Below are 17,119 nucleotides of genomic sequence, written 5' to 3'. Positions count from 1 at the left end.
TCGCTTACTTTACAAAATTACTGATGAACACTTCCCCCTCCCCGGTCGTGGCCCGCAAACGGTAGGTGCCGGCGGGTAAATCGCTAGTAGACAGCTGAATAGTAGTTGAGGCGGCTGCGTCGCGTTCCAGTACCAATCGTCCAGCGGCGTCGTAAACCCAAACCCGGGCAAGCCCTCCCCGGCCAGCCAGAGAAACTCGGACAAAGTCCCGGGCGGGGTTGGGGAAAACGGAAAGTTGCGTGCCGAAATCGGGCGTTGCCACGGCTGCAGGTTCCGTAGTCTTCATCGCAACGGCGGTAGCACAGGTGGCTGTGTTGGCCGCGGGGTCATAAGGGAGGGAAGCGGTAACCTGGTCCACACAGAAGCCTACCGTAGCGCCGCCTTTGGTCGTAGCCTGCGTGGTCAGTACGACTTTACCCGCCGCATCGGTGGTTCCGGTGGCCGATTCGTTAAAAGTACCGTTGAAGGTGCCGCTGACCACCGCACCGGATACGGCATTGCCGAGGTCATCAGTAATGGTGACCGTGGCGGTGCCGGCCTTTGACCCTTTGCCCGCGCCTACGGAACCGGTGCTAAGGGCACTGACATGTACCGCGGTAGCCGTGCTTGTACCGCCACCACCTCCGCCGCCGCCGGATGCGTAGCTGTCCAGATTATCGAAGTAATAAGTATCCGCCGTAAAGGAATTCGATGCGAAAAGCAGAATCATCTTGCTGACATCCGCATCGGCCGCACCGGCATCCGGCCGGTCCAAGGGTTGAAACGCCAGCCGGTGCCATTGACCATTTTTGCCGACGGTAGCCACGTACCTGCTATGACGACCCGTAGGAAAGTTGGTGGGCGTGGCGGCAGCGGTTTCCAGTTGCAGAATGATGTCCGTCCCCACCGGGGCGGTGGTGTGAACGTCCAGGTAGAATTTCTTGGTCTTGTCCGTATACGCCGAGGCATCCGTGAGGTTGCTCACGTTATACACCAGCACGTCGTACTGCTCGGCCCCGTTGCGATCGTATTTGCCGGCGCGGGCGCTGGAGTTGGTGGCGTTGGGTGCCGGTGTGTTCACTTCGGTAAGGGTACCGGTGCTGCTGGCGTAAACGGCCGTGGCCGGCTCATCGAAGTTTTCGAAGGAGAAGCTCCGGGAGTAGGCTGGTTCCACCTCCACGAACATGCCGGTTTCCCGCGTCTGGCAACCATCGTGGTAAGACGCGCTGATGTGGCCGCTCGCGTCGCCGAAATCGACGGTAATTTCCGCGGAGCCCTGTCCGCTGATGATCGTAGCACCCGCAGGCACCGCCCAGCTTACATTGGTCCCGGCCGACAGGTTCTCCAGGCGGTAGGTGATTCCCTGGGCTTGGTTGGCCACTACGCGGTCGCCGGTCAGGTAGGCCCGAAAGCCGTCGTAGACCCTGACGTAATCCACCGCCATGGTGGCGGGCAGCATGCCGTTGTCTACCGGTCCGCCAAGGTTGCCGCCTACGGCTACGTTCAACAGGAAATGAAAATTCTGGTCAAAAGGCCACTGGTACGGAGCGACGTCCGCCGCCGTTTTGCGCGAGAACAGTACTCCGTCAACGAACCAGCGAATTTCGCCCGGCTCCCACTCGACGGCAAATTCGTGGAAGGCATCCGGAAAATTGCCGTCGCCCAATCGGTAGGTGGTTCCCTGGGATTGGTTGTTTGGGTACGGATCACCGTAGTGAATGTATCCCAGCGTCTGGCCCGGATTGGAGGCCACGAATTCCATAATATCAATTTCTCCGCTTTGGGGCCATCCGCCGTACACTTCGTCGGTCGAAAGCATCCAGAAGGCGGGCCAGAGGCCATCGCCGTAGGGAAGCTTGATGGAAGCCTCGAACCGACCGTAGGTGAAATCGGCCTTCCCTTTGGTATTGATGCGGCCCGAAGTGTACTGGCTGCCGCGGGTCCGCTCCTTGCGCGCCGTGATCTGGAGTTGACCGTTGCTGACGGCCACGTTGCCCTGCTGGTACGACTGCAGTTCGTTGTTGCCCCATCCGCAAATCCCGATGTCGCAGCCGTCACCGATCTGGTAGTTCCATTTGGCTTGGTCGAGGCTTGTCCCCGAAAATTCATCCGCCCAGACCAGGTTAGGGCACTGAGCAAACAGGGGATGTTGAAGCGTGGATAGGCCTAAAAATAGGCACAGGAACAGTAGGCTGTTCAGGGTTTGGTTGGGCATGATCGACAGTTTGAGTTCCGGACAAGATAGTCGCCATCAGCCTATTATCCATCAACTAAAGAATTTAACTGCCGATCTTGGGCAATACCGTTTGCCACTCAATCCCTCAGGCCGCTTCGTGCTGGTGGATCAATTTTTTGAGGAGTGATATTTGTCCGAGGTGGTAGTAGGTGTGCTCGAGTACGCCCAGGAGATTGCGCCACACGGTTCCGTATTTCTCGTCGGTGAAAGTGTCGGCAAGTCGTTCGTCGGGCAGGGCCTCCACCAGATCGGCGAAGGTGGCCACGTGGGCGTAGGTGTCGTTGACCAGTTTGCGCCAGTCTTCCTCATCCGTAATGGCCGGGTGGTCGAAACTGAACTTGTCGGGAATTTCCAGCGCGCCACCCCGTAATACGGAAATCATGCCCGTATAGTAGTAGCCCACGTGGTAGACCAGCGCGGCTATGCTGTTATGGTCGCCCAGTCGCGTGGTGGCCTGCTGCCAGGTGAGGTCGGCCAGTTTTTCGCGGAATCCGACCGACGTCCAGTTGTCGCCGGCAAAGGCCGTACGCACGTGATGGGCCAGGGCTGAGGTGTACTGCATGGTAGTTTCACTTTAGGGTGCCCAAAGTACGCTGCTCACACGCTACGCGGGCCCGGCCCACCCGGTACCGCTCCCCCGAACAATGCGGCACCCGCGCACGCGCCCCCTACCGCTGCCGGTTATAGTAGAGCAACGGCCGATCCACAATGCCCCAACGCCGAAGCAGGCGCACGTTCATCTCCGAATAGGCCGGATCGGTAAAGGGCTCCCAGCTCAGCACCGGACAGTCCGCCGGCAAGGCCACGGTATCGGAGGTCGAAGTCGCTAGGGTACGCAGTGCAGTAGCCTCACACCGGTAGCGGGAGGAATCCGTACGGTCGGCCAGGGTGAAGATCAACCCCACCGCAACGGGCAGTACCAGCAGCCACCACCGTTGCCGGGCAGGCACCCAGGACGCCAAGAGGTGGCGGATGCCGGTCGCGTAAACCAGCAGCACGGAAAGGGTGACCGGCAGAATCGTATCGTAGCGCAGTATAAGGCCGCGGTACGCCCGGTAGCCGCCCAGGGGCAGCAGGATCAGGTACAGCAGTCCGAAAAGGCCCACCCATTGTAGCAGGCGCACCCAACGGCCGGCCGACTCACCCCGGCGCCGCAAGAGGAAATGGGTGATTCCCAGGGCAACGATCAGCACCGGCCAGGCCAACTTGCGGGTGAACTGCCGAAATACCCCCTCCGGCCAGCGGGCGTACAGATCGGCTAGGGGCTGCTCGTTCGCGATCGTCAGGCTGTTGAAACTGCCCACGTACAGGGAATACAGCGCCAGCGCCGCTGCCCAGCCCCATAAGGCATAGTACGCCATTGGCACGGACGGCCACCCCCGGCGCACGATCCGGAGCTGCAGGAGCGGTCCGGCCACCGCCGTAGCGACCAGTATGACTGCGGGATTGAGCGGGCCACTGAGGCAGACGACCACGGCCAGCAGCGACCAGAGCAGGTAGCGGGGCCACGACATCCCCTCCCGCTTGTCGTGATAAAGCAGATCGAAAAAGGGCAGCAGGAACAACAGCAATACGGCCGCCGGCAGGGCGTAGAAAAAAGTATAGGTGACGGAAGGGTCGATGATGCCCAGGTCGTGCCTGTAGCCGTTGCCCTGGAAGAAAGGGGTCAGCAGGGCCAGTATACCTACGAAGGCCAGGTTGCGCACCCGCCAATGGCCCAGCACCGCGCGCGCCAGCAGAAACAGCAGACCCAGATGTACCCCCAATTTGGCCAATCCGGCGGCCAGGTAGACGCTCGTGACGGGGTCAACGAATAGCTGTAGTAGGCGCGGGGCCGCCAGGAAATACTCCCGGAACGACCAATGACAGAAAAAGCGGTTGGGATTGGGATAAGTGCGCCCGTCGCGCCAGGTTTGCAGGCCGAATATGTCATTCAGCACGGGTTTAACCTCGTGGGCGGGCAGCAGGTTCCAGGCCACGTCGCCGTCGAGCGGCTGCTGGTAATACTGCACAAAGGAATACGCCAGGTCACCCACGACGAAACCGGCGAGCAGCAACCATAGCAAACGACGGCGCGATAGGGACATAAGGCAAAGGTAGGCGGCGGCGCGCGGGTGCCGGGAATGGACAACAACCCATATGGCCCGGCTCCGGCATAATTGCTTGGCTGCGCATCGTATGAGCCTCCGTATGAGATAACGGTACAATTCACGCAAACGCAATGGAATCACCATCGGCAGCCGGATCATTTTATCATTATAGGCTTATAAAATATATTAAACTCATTATTAATAGCTAGGGATGGCAGGTACGTGAAGCTTAATTTGTAGGAATTATCCTTGTATAGACTATTGCGAAATTTTCTAGGCGGCATCGCACCGGTGGTTTGCCAATGAACACCCATTTTTAAAAACTCACATACCTATTATGATCACTCGTGGAATATACCCGTTGTCCCTGCGGCAACGGGTAAGCTATCATATTGCCAGGTATTTCCCCGATTTGCAAGAAAAGGACGTTGACCTCGAATTCTGCAAGTCCCTCCGCTTTGATTTGTTGCGGAGTGACGTAGGGCACCGGTCAATTATATTCAATGGTTTCTACGAACTTAAACTGACCAAAACCATATTGCGATTGGCACTTGGTGGCGGCACGATGGTGGACGTAGGGGCAAATTATGGATACTTCTCCTGCATCTGGGCCTGGCAACAACCCAAGAACCAGGTTTTAGCCTTTGAAGCCTCGCCCGCAAATATTGCCCCGTTGACGCATAACGTTATAAAAAACAGACTTGGCGACCGGATAACCATATTGCCGTATGCATTGGGTAGGGAAAAGACCAGCATGATGTTCAGCCTTGAGAACGAAGAGCAGCAAACGGGCTGGGGGGGACTGACCATTACAGCCGACGAAAAATCGGTGGAGGTAGCGGTAGACACCCTGGACAATGTGGCGAACGAGTACGACCTGCAACAAATTGAAGTCCTCAAAATAGACACGGAAGGCGCTGACACCTGGGTCCTCGAAGGAGCAAGTCGATTATTATCCGAGAAACGGATCCATCATATCTTTTTTGAAGAAAACACCGTGCGCATCGCAAAATTGAACATTGATAAATTCCAGGCCAAGTCCTTGCTCAAGAAATACGGATATATGGTTGAGCAGTTTTGTCCAAACGAATACTACGCCTATCCCAGGCCAGGATAGGCCGGTGGCGGGCAATCCGGATATAGCATACGGGACGTGTAAAGAGTACATATGAGCCGTCCGTTGCTAATCCGCCATCGGCGGCCCCTCCCCACCCGGCCTTAGGCCAAGGAGTTACGGTACGCATCCCCCAACAGGCGATTCGCCCGGGCATCTCCCTTGATTCGTTCCTTTCCCGGATCCCATTCCAGGGGACGACCCAGCCGGTAGGCTATATTCGACAGGGTGCAGACGGTGGCGGTGCGGTGCCCCGTTTCGGCCGGGCAGATCGGCGTGCCGCCGGAGCGTACCGCCTCCGTGAAATCGGTGAGGTGACTGACGAGGGCCGGTACCGCGGATTCGTGGTTCATATCGCCGTAGGACAGCAAGTCGGGCACGGTGGAATCGATGAAACCCCGGGCCACGTCGAGCGTACCCTCCGAGCCGACGAAGCGGACCGCATTGCCGCGCCCAAAATCGCGGTGCTCTACCCGTGTACCGTCGGCGTAGAACAGGGTAAGCCCCTGCTGTGCATTTTCCTCCAGCGGTGGGTAAAAGCGAGTGGGACCGGTAGTATCCTTTTCCAGGGCCCATTGAACGATATCAAACATATGCGCGCCCCAGTCGGTGACCATTCCGCCGCCAAACTCGGCGTAATGCCGCCAGCGGCCCCAGTAGTCGGCGTCAATGGGCGGCAACAGGTCGGGGTGGTAGGGGCGGTCCACGGTCGGACCGATCCATCCGGACCAATCCACGCCCTCCGGTAATGGCTGGGCGGGCAGGTCGAAAGCCCTGGGCGGGCCGCCAATGCTGACGATCACCTCTTTTACCTCTCCCAATTTACCGGCGCGGATAACCTCCACGGCCTTTTGGAAATTGAACATGGAGCGTTGCATACTGCCCGTCTGCAGAACCTTATTGTTGCGCTGGGTGGCCTCCACCATCGACCGGCCTTCTTCGATCGTGTGGGCCAGGGGTTTTTCGCAGTACACGTGAAGACCGCGGTCCAGGGCCGCCACGCAGATGGTGGCGTGCTGGTGGTCCGGGGTGGCCACTACGACGGCATCCAGTCCTTCGTGCTCGAGGAGGGCGCGGTAATCGGAATAAGACCGTACCGCGGTCTGGGCGGATCCACCGGAATCCGCGGCCGCCCGTTCCATGACCTGCCCTACAAAGTGTTCGAGCTTGGCGGAGTGAACGTCGCAGGCGGCTACCAGTCGGGTGCCGGGCACGTTGGCCAGATTGCGGGCCAGGCCCAGTCCCTGCCGGCCGCAGCCGATGAAACCAATGGCCAGGTCCGTATTCGCGCGATTGCCGCCGATTCCGGCGCTGAGGTAGGAAGGAATGAAGGTGATGCCCGCGGCCGCGGCGGCGGACTGGCGAAGAAAGGTGCGCCGGCTGTTGGTCATGATCGGTGAATATGTGTCCGACCAATATAGTTATTCCATCGATTGATACAGACTCGGCTAGCGGCGCACGGGGCCACCGGACTACTCCACCACCTCGATCCTCAGGTAATTGTCTTCGCCGACCAGGGTGCCGCCGTCCAGTTCCACTACGGAAACGGGCAGGGTGAACTGGATCCCGTCTTCGGTGTCCACGAAGACGCGGAACGATACGCCATCCGGGTCCGTAACGGTGAGCAGTCCCTTGTCCAGGTCCAACACGTAGCTGCCCTGCAGGACGATGTGGTCATCGGACAGGAACATCACGCTTCCGTCTTCGAGAAAACTGGCACTGATCAGTCCCAGGTCGCCCGTGTCGATAAGGCTGCGGCGGGGCAGTCGCTTGTCTTCCCCGAGGTTACGCTCCCCGGTACGCTTCACTAGAAGGTAGGAGCGGGAATACCCCTGGTTGACCAGGTCGACGAAGGCTTCGGCCGAGTAAGGCGCGGGCTCTACCGGCAGGGTGTGAAAAAGGATTTCCGCGGGGTATCCGGTTTCTGATCCATGGAATACCCGTCCGCCAAAGACGTCCGCGGAGACGGTATCAATGAGCACGCCCATGGTGTTCAGGTACTGCCCGCGCTGCCGTTCGGAGATCAGGAGAATGGACTGTCCGAAATTTTGCAGCAGCACGTATTCGGAATACTCCAGGCCCGGTGCGGTCGCCGCCCAGTCCACCATGCGGTTGACGAAATCTCGGGACCCCGGTCGGGTAAATTCCGGAAAGCCGGTAAACGCGGGCTCGAAGCTAACCCAGTACTGCTGGCCCATCATCTCGTAGGTAAAGGGTTGGCGGGTCAGGAAAGCCGTATCCAGGGTAACGCCTGTATTCTCCAGGGGCAGCAGGCGCGGGCCGCCCGCCACGCCGTCTAGTACGACTTTGCCGTTTGGCAACACGCTCAGAAGGTGATCTACCGACGCCAGCTGGATCAGGGTGTCCCTGCCGGTCAGGATATTACTTATCCGCAGGTCATCGCCTTCCGGACGGATCACGTCACCGTGGTTCAGGGGGCCCAGGTCCGACCCCGTGCGTACGTACAACCACTGCTTTACCTCGTCGGAGGAATCGTCACCGTCCGTTCGTTCACAGGCAGCGATAAAAGCTAATACAAGGAGGAAGAAAAAGCAGGTTTGATACCTCATAGAATAGTGCTGGCTCGCCGATGCGGGGTCCGGCACTACAAAGTGCCAGTAGGCGTGGCGGTTCGCTGTGCACCCCTGACTTTTCTAACATGACCCGGGGATGACCGGACGGGGATGGGAGAACCAATCAAGAGCATTATATTCACAATGTTAAAGAAAACACCACTCCCAGCACAAGTGGCCGCCGCAGTCTTTGCGGCGGCCACTGCTTGTTTAGAGAGCGAAGGTTACCCCGGCCCCGACGTTCCAGCCGCGGAAGCCCACCTTGTCCCGGATCACCGGAACGTCGTAGGGTTGGCTCAGTCCGTGCTCGTACCGGGCTTCCATGAACAGTCCAGTATTCTCTCCCAATCGGGCCCTGGCACCCAGTCCGCCGATGACGCCCACATGAAAGCGCTCGTAGCCGATGGCGTCGAGATCCAGGTCGGTGCCGTAGAGATTGAGTTCCACTACAGCGCGGGCCGCGGTGGTGACCCTGCCACCGGTAGCGTAGCCGAGGGTGGGTCCGGCGATGGCGTAGGGCTGTATGGCACTTTCGGTGGGTAGGTTGACTTGTACCAGCAGCGGGGCCTCAATGTAGTTGAAGCGGGTCTTGGCGCGGGCGCCTACGGGCAGTTGCACCCCGAAGACCTCCACCTTATCCGTCAGCCCGAGGCTGCTGCCCCGGCTGCTGTATTCCAGTCCGGGTCGGAAGGCGATGTAACCGGTAAGCGGTAGCTCGGCAAAGGCCCCGAGGGAGATATTTCCCAGAGGTTCCAGCCGGTCGGTGAGCGGGTCGAAGATCTGGCCCGACCGCAGGGCGGTCTGCCCCGCACCGGCGCGGATACCCCAGGAGGCCTGGGCGGTAAGGAGGCCGGTACTCAAAAGCGCGAAAAGGGCAAGCAACTGAAGTTTCATGGTACGGTAGTTTGTACCCTGAAACGGCGGGGGAGCACCGACTGGCGCAAAGGATAGGTTAAGATAGGGGTTAGCGTTTGGTTAAGGGGCGGGGTCGATCAAGCCGGTCCACCTTCATGCTTCCCCCGCTTTGCTGGTACTGAGCAAGAGCACGGTAGCAAACAAACCGAAGAGGATGAGCAAACCGGCAGCCAACAGCACTTCGACCCATATCTGCGTACCGTCGGACTTCACCTCGCCGAAAGCTCCGCCGGCAAACAGCAGGGCAAATACTACGAAGAGGACGGTATACAAAGATTTCATGCAGGAAGGCGTTAAGCGGTCGGGTAGGTACTTTAAAATATAGTAACAAAGTCGGAGACCGAAGCATAAATCGTTAATTATTTCGCCCTTATTGTGTGAAATATTGACATTATGACGGATGTACGGCGGTAATGTCCCGTATTCGGCTCGGAGTCACCTGCCCCTTCCCCCGGATTCCTATATTTGGCGGCCATTCGCTTACGTCGCCGATCATGCATTACCACCCGTTTTTGCTCTTCCTGCTTTTCCTGGCACCCGCGCTCCGCGCCCAACCCCTCGATACGGTTCGCTTGCCGGGCAGTGAGGTGTACTTCACGATGGTGCCCCTGGAGGGGGGCAGTTTTGCCTTCGGGGAGACCGGGCAGCTCGTTACCCTGTCCCCCTTCGCCATCAGCAGCCACGAGGTGACCCACGACGCCTACCGCCTGTTCCAGGTGCGGGACAACGATACGCCGGTGGCCGCTACCGAGGGTTGGGACGTTGATGCGGTGAGCCGCCCCTCCCCACCCTACCTCGACCTGACCTACGGCATGGGTACCCGCGGCGGCTACCCCCAGGTGAATACCACCCAGCAGGCCGCCCTGCGCTACTGCGAGTGGCTCTACGAAAAAACGGGCCGCTTCTTCCGCCTGCCGACGGAAGCCGAATGGGAATACGCCTGTCTGGCCGGGGAGGAGCCCGATCCGGCCGACCTTGAGGACCTGGCCTGGTTGTACGAAAACGGGGAAGAAACCTATCACCCAACGGGCGAAAAACAACCCAATGCCTGGGGACTCTACGACATGATCGGTAACGTGAGCGAATGGACGCTCGACGAATACTACGACGACTATGCCGACCGGATCGCCGCCGCGCCCGCTGACCCCTGGATGCGGCCCGACGGAAAGCACTCGCGTACCGTACGCGGCGGGTCGTTCGACACTGAAATGAGCACCGCCGGGTGCCGCGCCCGCGAAAAGTCGAGCCCGCGCTGGCAGGCCCGCGACCCCCAGATCCCCAAAAGCCGCTGGTGGAATGTCGACAGCCCCTTCCTGGGCTTCCGCCTCGTTTCCCCGGCCGAGCAACCGAGCCCGGGGGAAGTGCACGCCTTCTTCTCGGAGGCCATCGTGGACTGATCCACCCCGCCGGGCGATCGCTTTTTCTGCTATACATTCGATTGTACCGGCGATACTGCTTATCTTTTAGCCCGATAAATAACCCGCTCCGTCGGAGCCTGGTCGGCCACATCTACCGGCCCCGGCATCCCGACCCGCCAACGCTCGATTATGCCACTTGACAGAAGATCCTTCCTCCAAAAAACCACCGCCCTGGCCGCCGCCGGCTTGGCCATCATGCCCGACCTGTCGGCCCGCGCCCACATCGACGGCAGCGACGTGATCCGCGTCGGCCTCATCGGCTGCGGAGGCCGCGGAACCGGCGCCGCCACCCAGGCGCTGTCCACCGAACAGAACGTGCAGCTCGTGGCCATGGCCGATGCCTTCCGCGACCGGCTCGACCAGGCCTACGACGGCATCAAGGGGCAGCTCGCCGAGAACGAGCTGGACGCCGCCCGCCTCAACGTGCCCGAGGAGCACAAATTCGTCGGATTCGAAGCCTACAAAAAGGTCATCCCCCTGGTCGACGTCGTGGTTATCGCCACGCCTCCGGGTTTCCGCCCCATGCATTTCGAGGAGGCCGTAAAGGCCGACAAGCAGATCTTCATGGAAAAGCCCGTAGCCGTCGACGCTCCGGGCGTACGCCGCGTGCTGAAGGCCGCCGAGGAGGCCAAACGCAAAAAACTCAACGTAGTGGTTGGCCTCCAGCGCCACTACCAGGACCAGTACACCAAGGGCTGGGTCGATATGATGCAGAACGGGGCCATCGGCGACATCACCACCAGCTACGTCTACTGGAACAGCGGCGGCGTGTGGGTACGGCCGCGCGAAGCCGGTCAGACCGAAATGGAATACCAGATGCGCAACTGGTACTACTTCAACTGGTTGTGCGGCGACCACATCAACGAACAGCACATCCACAACCTTGACGTTGGAAACTGGGTGAAGCAAGACTACCCCAAGGAAGCTTCAGGCTACGGCGGCCGCCACATGCGCAACGGCAAGGAGCACGGCGAGATCTTCGACCACCACGCCGTAGAATATACCTACGCCGACGGCAGCCGCATGATCAGCCAGTGCCGCCACTGGAACGGCGCCAGCACCAAGGTGACGGAAGAATTCCAGGGCACCAACGGATCGGCTCCCGCCCCGGGCAAGCTGCTCACGAAATCGGGTTACGCCCTGCTTGACCACAACGACCGGCGCGACCCCAACCCCTACCAGCGCGAGCACGACCTGCTCTTCAAGGCCGTCGCCGACGGAGAGTACAAATACGCCGACGCCGAGAACGCCGCCAAGAGCACCCTGACGGCCATCATGGGCCGCATGGCTACTTACTCCGGACAAGTTATCACCTGGGACGAGGCCATGAACTCCGACCTCGACCTGTCACCAGCCACCTACGCCTTCGACGCGCCACCGCCGATCCTGCCGCTGCCCAGCGGGTACTACCCCGTGCCGGTGCCGGGCGAAACCAAAGTCAAGTAAAGGAAGGACGGTCCGCCACCACGCGAGTCGTCCACCTTCCGTATGCGCACAAGCCTGTTACTCCTCTCCTTGCTGCTGGCCCTGTCCGTACGCAGCCAAGATCGTATTACGATAGCACGGGCGGCCATGGGCACCCCCTGGTCGATCACGGTGGTGGCTACCGATACCCTGCAGGCCCGGCGCGCGATCGATTCCGCTTACGCCCGCATTGAAAATATCGAGCAGTTGATGAGCGATTATCGCAACGACAGCGAGATCAACCGCCTGGTCAGGCAGCCTCCGCGGCGGTGGCACCGGGTTTCCGCGGACCTGCACCGGGTACTCACTTTCAGTCGTCGCCTGGCGCGGATCACCGACGGGGCCTTTGACCCCACCATCGGTCCCCTCACGAAGCTCTGGCGCCGGGCCTTCCGGCAGCAGCGCCTTCCCGACCCTACATCCATCATACGGGCGCGGTCGCGGGTGCAGTGGAAATGGGTCCGGCTGCGCCGGGCGGGGCGGGTCCGGCTCGCCAGGGCCGATATGCAACTCGACCTGGGCGGAGTAGCCAAGGGCTACGCCCTGGACGCTGCCGGCGCCGTGCTGGAAGATGCCGGACTATCCGTTTACCTCATTGACGGGGGCGGCGACCTACTGCTCGGCGACCCCCCGCGAAGTCAGACTGGGTGGCAAGTGCTAACCCCCTCTGGCGTGGTTGACACCAGCCGGGTGGCGATTGCCACCTCCGGGGCACGCTTTCGCTATCTGGAGCAGGACGGGCGCCGGTACAGCCACATTATTGACCCCCGTACCGGCTACGGGTTGCAGGATCCCCGCGCGGTGACCGTCATCGCGTCAGACGGTATGTCGGCGGACGGTCTGGCCTCTGCGCTCAGCGTACTCGGCCCTGAGGGGGCAGCCGGGTTGAAACGCGCTTTTCCGCCTATGGTCTCATACTGGTCACCCGAGTAAGCCAACCGTGAAAGGCCTCAAATCCGGTGGTAAGGGAATGATCAAAAGTTATGTAGCGAACGCCCCAAAAGCGCAGGGGGGAAGCCAACCAGCGAATTTTCGCTAAAAAGTCATTCAGCCGCTTGAACCTCCGGGTGGTAGGCTGTAACTTCACAGCGAATTTTCGCTACAAGCCACTAAAGTATATCCTTCATGTCCGCCACCCTCACCCACAAGCACGTCCTGAAAGGAGGAGAATTCCTCATTGCCGACGCTGACTATCATACCACCTTCATTCCCGAGGAATTCAACGAGGAGCAGCAAATGGTGCGGCAGATGGTGCAGGACTTCATCGACCAGGAAATCAAGCCGAATCTCGACAAGATCGAGAAGCAGGAAGATAACATCGCCCCCCGCCTGCTCGACAAAATGGCTGAACTCGGTCTGCTGGGAAGTCATATGCCGGAAGCTTACGGCGGGATGGAACTGGACACCAACTCCAACACCCTCATATGTGAGGTGATGGGGGGAAGCTCCGGCTCCTTCACCGTTTCCTACGCCGCGCACACGGGCATCGGTATGTTGCCTATCCTGTACTTCGGCACCGACGAGCAGAAGGAGGAATACCTGCCCCGCCTCATCAGCGGCGAACTCAAGGCCGCCTACTGCCTCACCGAGCCCGGATCTGGATCGGACGCCATGGGCGCCAAGACCAGCGCTAAACTGGACGGCGACGCTTACGTCCTGAACGGACAGAAGATGTGGATCTCCAATGCGGGATTTGCTGACGTCTTCATTGTCTTCGCGCAGGTGGACGGCGACAAGTTTACCGGCTTCATCGTGCCGCGCGAACTGGAGGGACTCACCCTCGGTGCCGAGGAAGAGAAACTGGGCATCAAGGGCAGCTCGACCCGGCAGGTTTTCTTCGAGAACGTGCGCGTCCCCGCCGGCAACAGCCTGGGTGAGATCGGAAAGGGCCACCTGATCGCCTTTAACGTCCTGAACGTCGGACGTTTCAAACTGCACGCCCTCAGCGTGGGTGGTGCCAAGCGCTCACTGGAAGTCGGGGTACGCTACGCCAACGAACGCATCCAGTTCAAGCAGCCGATCGCCAACTTCGGAGCCATCAAGTACAAGATCGGGGAAGGCGCCATCCGCATCTTCGCCGGCGAAAGCGCGCTGTACCGCGTCAGCCAGCAGATCCAGGACATGAACCACCAGCTGATGGAGGAAGGCAAGACCTACTCCCAGGCAAAGTTGCTCAGCGCCGAGGAATACGCCATTGAATGTGCCCTGCTCAAGTTCCTCGGTTCCGAGACCCTGGACTACATCGTCGATGAGGTCGTCCAGATCCACGGCGGCATGGGCTACAGCGAAGAAACCCTGGCCCCCCGGATGTACCGCGACAGCCGCATCAACCGGATCTACGAGGGAACCAACGAGATCAACCGCCTGCTCAGCGTAGATATGCTGCTGCGCCGTGCCATGAAGGGTGCTCTAGACATCGTGGGGCCGGCCTGGAACGTCCAGAAGGAACTCGCCGGTATGCCCAGTCTGGAACGCCCCACCGGGGAATACGGAGAGGAAATCAAGGCAGTGGCCGATTTCAAGAAGCTCATCCTGATGGTAGCCGGTGCCGCCGCGAAAGAGCAGATGGACGGCAAAATTAACCTGAAGGGCGAGCAGGAGATTCTTATGAACGTAGCCGACATGCTCGGCGACCTGCTGCAGGCCGAAAGTACCCTGCTGCGGGTACAGAAACTACGCGCAACCGGCGGCGGGCACCAGCCCATGGAGGTCTACGACGCGATCCTGCGTACCTACCTGCACGACGCCACCGCGCGGATGGCCAAGAACGCCACTGACGCCGTGGCGAGCTTCGTGGAGGGTGACCTGCTCCGGACCTTCACCATGGGCATCAAGCGCTTCACCAAGTATCCGCCACAGAACGTCAAGGAATTGCGCCGAAAGGTTGCCAACGTGCTGATCGCGGCCGACGGCTACGCGCTGTAACGCGCTTACCGCCACCGGGACCTCCTGGCCTGAATGAGAAAACCCGATTTGCGTGTAGCAAATCGGGTTTTCTGTTCTTTTATTCCGGGGGCGGAACTGGAGTTCGTGCCTCAGATCTTTACCACTTCGGCCTGGATGGGGTAGTCGGCCAGGATGCGGTTGGTGAAGGCCATGTGGCCGCGGGGGACGGCGAGGTAGAGTTTGCCGTGCTTGTAGGCAGCCAGGCTGCTGAGGAGGCGCCATTTGGTGACCAGTTCACGCTCGTCATCGGTCTTGAGGCCGAGTTCGAAATAACTTTTGCGGCCGTTGACCTCACCGGTGACGTCGGGAATGAAGTATTCGTCGGTATCCTTGCTGCGTCGAATCTTGGCGGGGGTTTCGTACCCTTCGGCGTTCGCCTTGATGTTGTCGAACCCTTTTTTGGATACGATCTTATCGAGCAAGGTCTTAATCAACTCAGCATCTTTTTGCTGGGCGTCGGTGAGGATTCCATTTTCCATTGTGGGCGGGAAGGTTAGCTAATATATTAATGAAAAGCGAATATCAACATATTTCCGGATACCGGCACGCGAGGCCGGCGGAGAAATACTTTGGTATTCACACGTGCTTGTAAGAGAACGTCTTGAAGGCAGCTGGGGTTGATGCTCGGGTCAATTACGCCGGCGGTGTTGTACTTTACGACGCACGAAAGTTAACCTTACCTCACCATGAATACCGATCAGCGCCCCTGGCTCACGCATTACCCGGCGGGCATACCAGCCAACGTAGACGTCGACGCTTATCCTACCCTTATTAGCCTCCTGGAGGCTGCCATGAAAAAATTCGGCAAAAAGCCGGCCTTCTCCTGCATGGGCCGCGACATCAGCTACCGGGAACTGGACGAGCTGGGTACGGCTTTCGGCGCGTACCTGCACTACCGCGGCCTACAGCCGGGCGACAAGGTGGCCGTCATGATGCCCAACCTGCTGCAGTACCCCATCGCCCTCCACGGTATCCTAAAGGCGGGCCTGATCATCGTGAACACCAATCCGCTCTACACGCCGCCGGAGATGAAGCACCAGTTCGTCGACAGCGGGGTCAAGGCCATCGTGATCGCGGAGAACTTCGCCGCCAACCTGCAGCAGATCATCAAGGATACCCAGATCAACACGGTGATCACCACCAGCATCGGCGAACTGCTGGGCTGGGTGAAGGGCGGACTGACCAACTTCGTGGTCCGCAACGTCAAAAAGATGGTACCGAGCTACGAACTGCCCGGCGCGGTGACCTTCCAGACCGCCCTCGACGAGGGGAAAAAGCACAAGCTGCCCACCTTCACCGGCCTGCCCGGCGATACCATCGCCCTGCAATATACCGGGGGCACGACAGGCGTCTCCAAGGGTGCCATGCTCACGAACGCGAACCTGGTAGCCAACGCCCTGCAGATGTACGCGTGGCTGACGCAGACCCTCACCGAAGGCGGCGACGGGCGCATGCTCTGCCCCCTGCCCCTGTACCACATCTTTGCCTTCACTGTAAATGCGGTGGCGGGATTTAACATCGGTATGTGCAACGTGCTCATCACCAACCCGCGCGACCTGAGCACAATAGTAAAGGCCTTCAAGGACAACAAGATCGAGGCCATGACCGGCGTCAACACCCTCTTCAATGCCCTGCTGAACGACAAGGATTTCCAGAAACTCGACTTCCGCCACCTCAAACTCACCGGCGGCGGCGGCATGGCCGTTCAGCGGGTAGTGGCCGAAAGGTGGCACAAACTCACCGGCGCTCCCCTCACCGAGGGGTACGGGCTTACGGAAACCAGCCCGGTGGCCACCATGAACCCCTTCAACGATAACCTGCGCATCGGCACCATCGGGGTACCCCTGCCCAATACCTCCGTCCGGATCTGGAACGAGGAGGAAAATCGGGTAGCCACCACGGAAGAGCGCGGCGAGATACAGGTGAAGGGACCCCAGGTAATGAAGGGCTACTACAACCGGCCGGAGGCTACGGCCGAAGTGCTGTCGGACGGCTGGCTGAAGACCGGCGATATCGGCATGATGTCGGAAGACGGCTTCTTCCGGATCGTGGACCGCAAGAAGGACATGATCCTGGTTTCGGGATTCAACGTCTACCCCAATGAGGTGGAAGACGTAGTAGCCGCCCACCCCAAGGTGCTGGAATGCGCGGCGGTGGGCATTCCCCACGAGCGCTCCGGCGAGGTGGTCAAACTCTTCGTAGTAAAGAAAGACCCCTCCCTTACCGAAGCGGAACTGGTCACTTTCTGCCGGGAAAGCCTGACGGGCTACAAGATCCCCAAGGCCGTGGAGTTCCGGGAGGAACTGCCAAAAAGTAACGTCGGCAAGATCCTGCGCCGCGAGTTGCGGGAAGTCTGAACCGTGGCTGCACAGCGGGCGTACTAG

At 59.9% G+C, this 17,119-nt stretch carries 14 protein-coding genes; 6 read left to right on the top strand and 8 right to left on the bottom strand.

Features of this window, described 5'->3' with window-relative positions:
* Positions 1 to 4: 4 nt before the first annotated feature.
* From E4021_RS10550 to E4021_RS10540, 3 genes are all read right to left on the bottom strand, one after another.
* Positions 5 to 2,194: a family 16 glycosylhydrolase gene (locus tag E4021_RS10550; protein ID WP_136459153.1), complete on the bottom strand. Its 2,190-nt coding sequence runs from the start codon at positions 2,192 to 2,194 to the stop codon at positions 5 to 7.
* Between the two features lie 106 nt (positions 2,195 to 2,300).
* The gene (locus E4021_RS10545; protein ID WP_136459151.1) at positions 2,301 to 2,777 is read right to left on the bottom strand and encodes a DinB family protein; all 477 of its coding nucleotides are present in this window, start codon (positions 2,775 to 2,777) and stop codon (positions 2,301 to 2,303) included.
* Positions 2,778 to 2,883: 106 nt separating this feature from the next.
* Positions 2,884 to 4,302 carry a hypothetical protein gene (locus E4021_RS10540; protein WP_136459149.1) on the bottom strand — a complete coding sequence of 473 codons (1,419 nt, stop codon included), beginning with the start codon at positions 4,300 to 4,302 and terminating at the stop codon, positions 2,884 to 2,886.
* 340 nt (positions 4,303 to 4,642) lie between these two features.
* Between E4021_RS10540 and E4021_RS10535 the strand changes: the two genes are divergently transcribed.
* Entirely contained in the window at positions 4,643 to 5,422 is a 780-nt protein-coding gene (locus E4021_RS10535; protein WP_136459147.1) for an FkbM family methyltransferase, read from the top strand.
* Between the two features lie 101 nt (positions 5,423 to 5,523).
* Here E4021_RS10535 and E4021_RS10530 read toward each other — a convergent pair whose 3' ends face one another.
* From E4021_RS10530 to E4021_RS10515, 4 genes are all read right to left on the bottom strand, one after another.
* On the bottom strand, positions 5,524 to 6,810 hold the full coding sequence (locus E4021_RS10530; protein ID WP_136459145.1) for a Gfo/Idh/MocA family protein: 1,287 nt from the start codon (positions 6,808 to 6,810) through the stop codon (positions 5,524 to 5,526).
* Between the two features lie 81 nt (positions 6,811 to 6,891).
* Positions 6,892 to 7,989, bottom strand: coding sequence for a hypothetical protein (locus tag E4021_RS10525; RefSeq protein ID WP_136459143.1), 1,098 nt, complete (start codon positions 7,987 to 7,989; stop codon positions 6,892 to 6,894).
* A gap of 213 nt (positions 7,990 to 8,202) precedes the next feature.
* Positions 8,203 to 8,886: a porin family protein gene (locus tag E4021_RS10520; protein ID WP_136459141.1), complete on the bottom strand. Its 684-nt coding sequence runs from the start codon at positions 8,884 to 8,886 to the stop codon at positions 8,203 to 8,205.
* 114 nt (positions 8,887 to 9,000) lie between these two features.
* Complete coding sequence (locus E4021_RS10515) at positions 9,001 to 9,189, bottom strand: hypothetical protein (protein WP_136459139.1); 189 nt, start codon at positions 9,187 to 9,189, stop codon at positions 9,001 to 9,003.
* A 212-nt stretch (positions 9,190 to 9,401) separates the two neighbouring features.
* Here E4021_RS10515 and E4021_RS10510 point away from each other — a divergent pair, with 212 nt between their 5' ends.
* The 4 genes from E4021_RS10510 to E4021_RS10495 all read left to right on the top strand — a co-directional run bounded on the left by E4021_RS10510 (position 9,402) and on the right by E4021_RS10495 (position 14,714).
* Positions 9,402 to 10,304 carry a formylglycine-generating enzyme family protein gene (locus E4021_RS10510; protein ID WP_168797557.1) on the top strand — a complete coding sequence of 301 codons (903 nt, stop codon included), beginning with the start codon at positions 9,402 to 9,404 and terminating at the stop codon, positions 10,302 to 10,304.
* 150 nt (positions 10,305 to 10,454) lie between these two features.
* Positions 10,455 to 11,771, top strand: a complete 1,317-nt coding sequence (locus E4021_RS10505) for a Gfo/Idh/MocA family protein (RefSeq protein ID WP_136459135.1) — start codon at positions 10,455 to 10,457, stop codon at positions 11,769 to 11,771.
* Positions 11,772 to 11,813: 42 nt separating this feature from the next.
* Positions 11,814 to 12,722, top strand: a complete 909-nt coding sequence (locus E4021_RS10500) for an FAD:protein FMN transferase (RefSeq protein ID WP_136459133.1) — start codon at positions 11,814 to 11,816, stop codon at positions 12,720 to 12,722.
* 192 nt (positions 12,723 to 12,914) lie between these two features.
* Positions 12,915 to 14,714 (top strand): acyl-CoA dehydrogenase family protein, encoded by a 1,800-nt coding sequence (locus tag E4021_RS10495; RefSeq protein ID WP_136459131.1) that lies wholly within the window; start codon positions 12,915 to 12,917, stop codon positions 14,712 to 14,714.
* A 110-nt stretch (positions 14,715 to 14,824) separates the two neighbouring features.
* On the opposite strand, the gene E4021_RS10490 is transcribed toward E4021_RS10495, so the two are convergent.
* On the bottom strand, positions 14,825 to 15,214 hold the full coding sequence (locus E4021_RS10490) for a hypothetical protein (RefSeq protein WP_136459129.1): 390 nt from the start codon (positions 15,212 to 15,214) through the stop codon (positions 14,825 to 14,827).
* Positions 15,215 to 15,421: 207 nt separating this feature from the next.
* Here E4021_RS10490 and E4021_RS10485 point away from each other — a divergent pair, with 207 nt between their 5' ends.
* Positions 15,422 to 17,092 (top strand): AMP-binding protein, encoded by a 1,671-nt coding sequence (locus E4021_RS10485; protein WP_136459127.1) that lies wholly within the window; start codon positions 15,422 to 15,424, stop codon positions 17,090 to 17,092.
* Positions 17,093 to 17,119: the final 27 nt, after the last annotated feature.

It is taken from the genome of Neolewinella litorea (genome assembly GCF_004803465.1).
GTDB lineage: Bacteria > Bacteroidota > Bacteroidia > Chitinophagales > Saprospiraceae > Neolewinella > Neolewinella litorea.
This window is presented reverse-complemented; position numbering and strand designations above follow the sequence as displayed.

Coding starts and splice junctions, on each gene's coding strand:
- E4021_RS10550 (WP_136459153.1), bottom strand. CDS start 2,194: ATGCCCAACCAAACCCTGAACAGCCTACTGTTCCTGTGCCTATTTTTA.
- E4021_RS10545 (WP_136459151.1), bottom strand. CDS start 2,777: ATGCAGTACACCTCAGCCCTGGCCCATCACGTGCGTACGGCCTTTGCC.
- E4021_RS10540 (WP_136459149.1), bottom strand. CDS start 4,302: ATGTCCCTATCGCGCCGTCGTTTGCTATGGTTGCTGCTCGCCGGTTTC.
- E4021_RS10535 (WP_136459147.1), top strand. CDS start 4,643: ATGATCACTCGTGGAATATACCCGTTGTCCCTGCGGCAACGGGTAAGC.
- E4021_RS10530 (WP_136459145.1), bottom strand. CDS start 6,810: ATGACCAACAGCCGGCGCACCTTTCTTCGCCAGTCCGCCGCCGCGGCC.
- E4021_RS10525 (WP_136459143.1), bottom strand. CDS start 7,989: ATGAGGTATCAAACCTGCTTTTTCTTCCTCCTTGTATTAGCTTTTATC.
- E4021_RS10520 (WP_136459141.1), bottom strand. CDS start 8,886: ATGAAACTTCAGTTGCTTGCCCTTTTCGCGCTTTTGAGTACCGGCCTC.
- E4021_RS10515 (WP_136459139.1), bottom strand. CDS start 9,189: ATGAAATCTTTGTATACCGTCCTCTTCGTAGTATTTGCCCTGCTGTTT.
- E4021_RS10510 (WP_168797557.1), top strand. CDS start 9,402: ATGCATTACCACCCGTTTTTGCTCTTCCTGCTTTTCCTGGCACCCGCG.
- E4021_RS10505 (WP_136459135.1), top strand. CDS start 10,455: ATGCCACTTGACAGAAGATCCTTCCTCCAAAAAACCACCGCCCTGGCC.
- E4021_RS10500 (WP_136459133.1), top strand. CDS start 11,814: ATGCGCACAAGCCTGTTACTCCTCTCCTTGCTGCTGGCCCTGTCCGTA.
- E4021_RS10495 (WP_136459131.1), top strand. CDS start 12,915: ATGTCCGCCACCCTCACCCACAAGCACGTCCTGAAAGGAGGAGAATTC.
- E4021_RS10490 (WP_136459129.1), bottom strand. CDS start 15,214: ATGGAAAATGGAATCCTCACCGACGCCCAGCAAAAAGATGCTGAGTTG.
- E4021_RS10485 (WP_136459127.1), top strand. CDS start 15,422: ATGAATACCGATCAGCGCCCCTGGCTCACGCATTACCCGGCGGGCATA.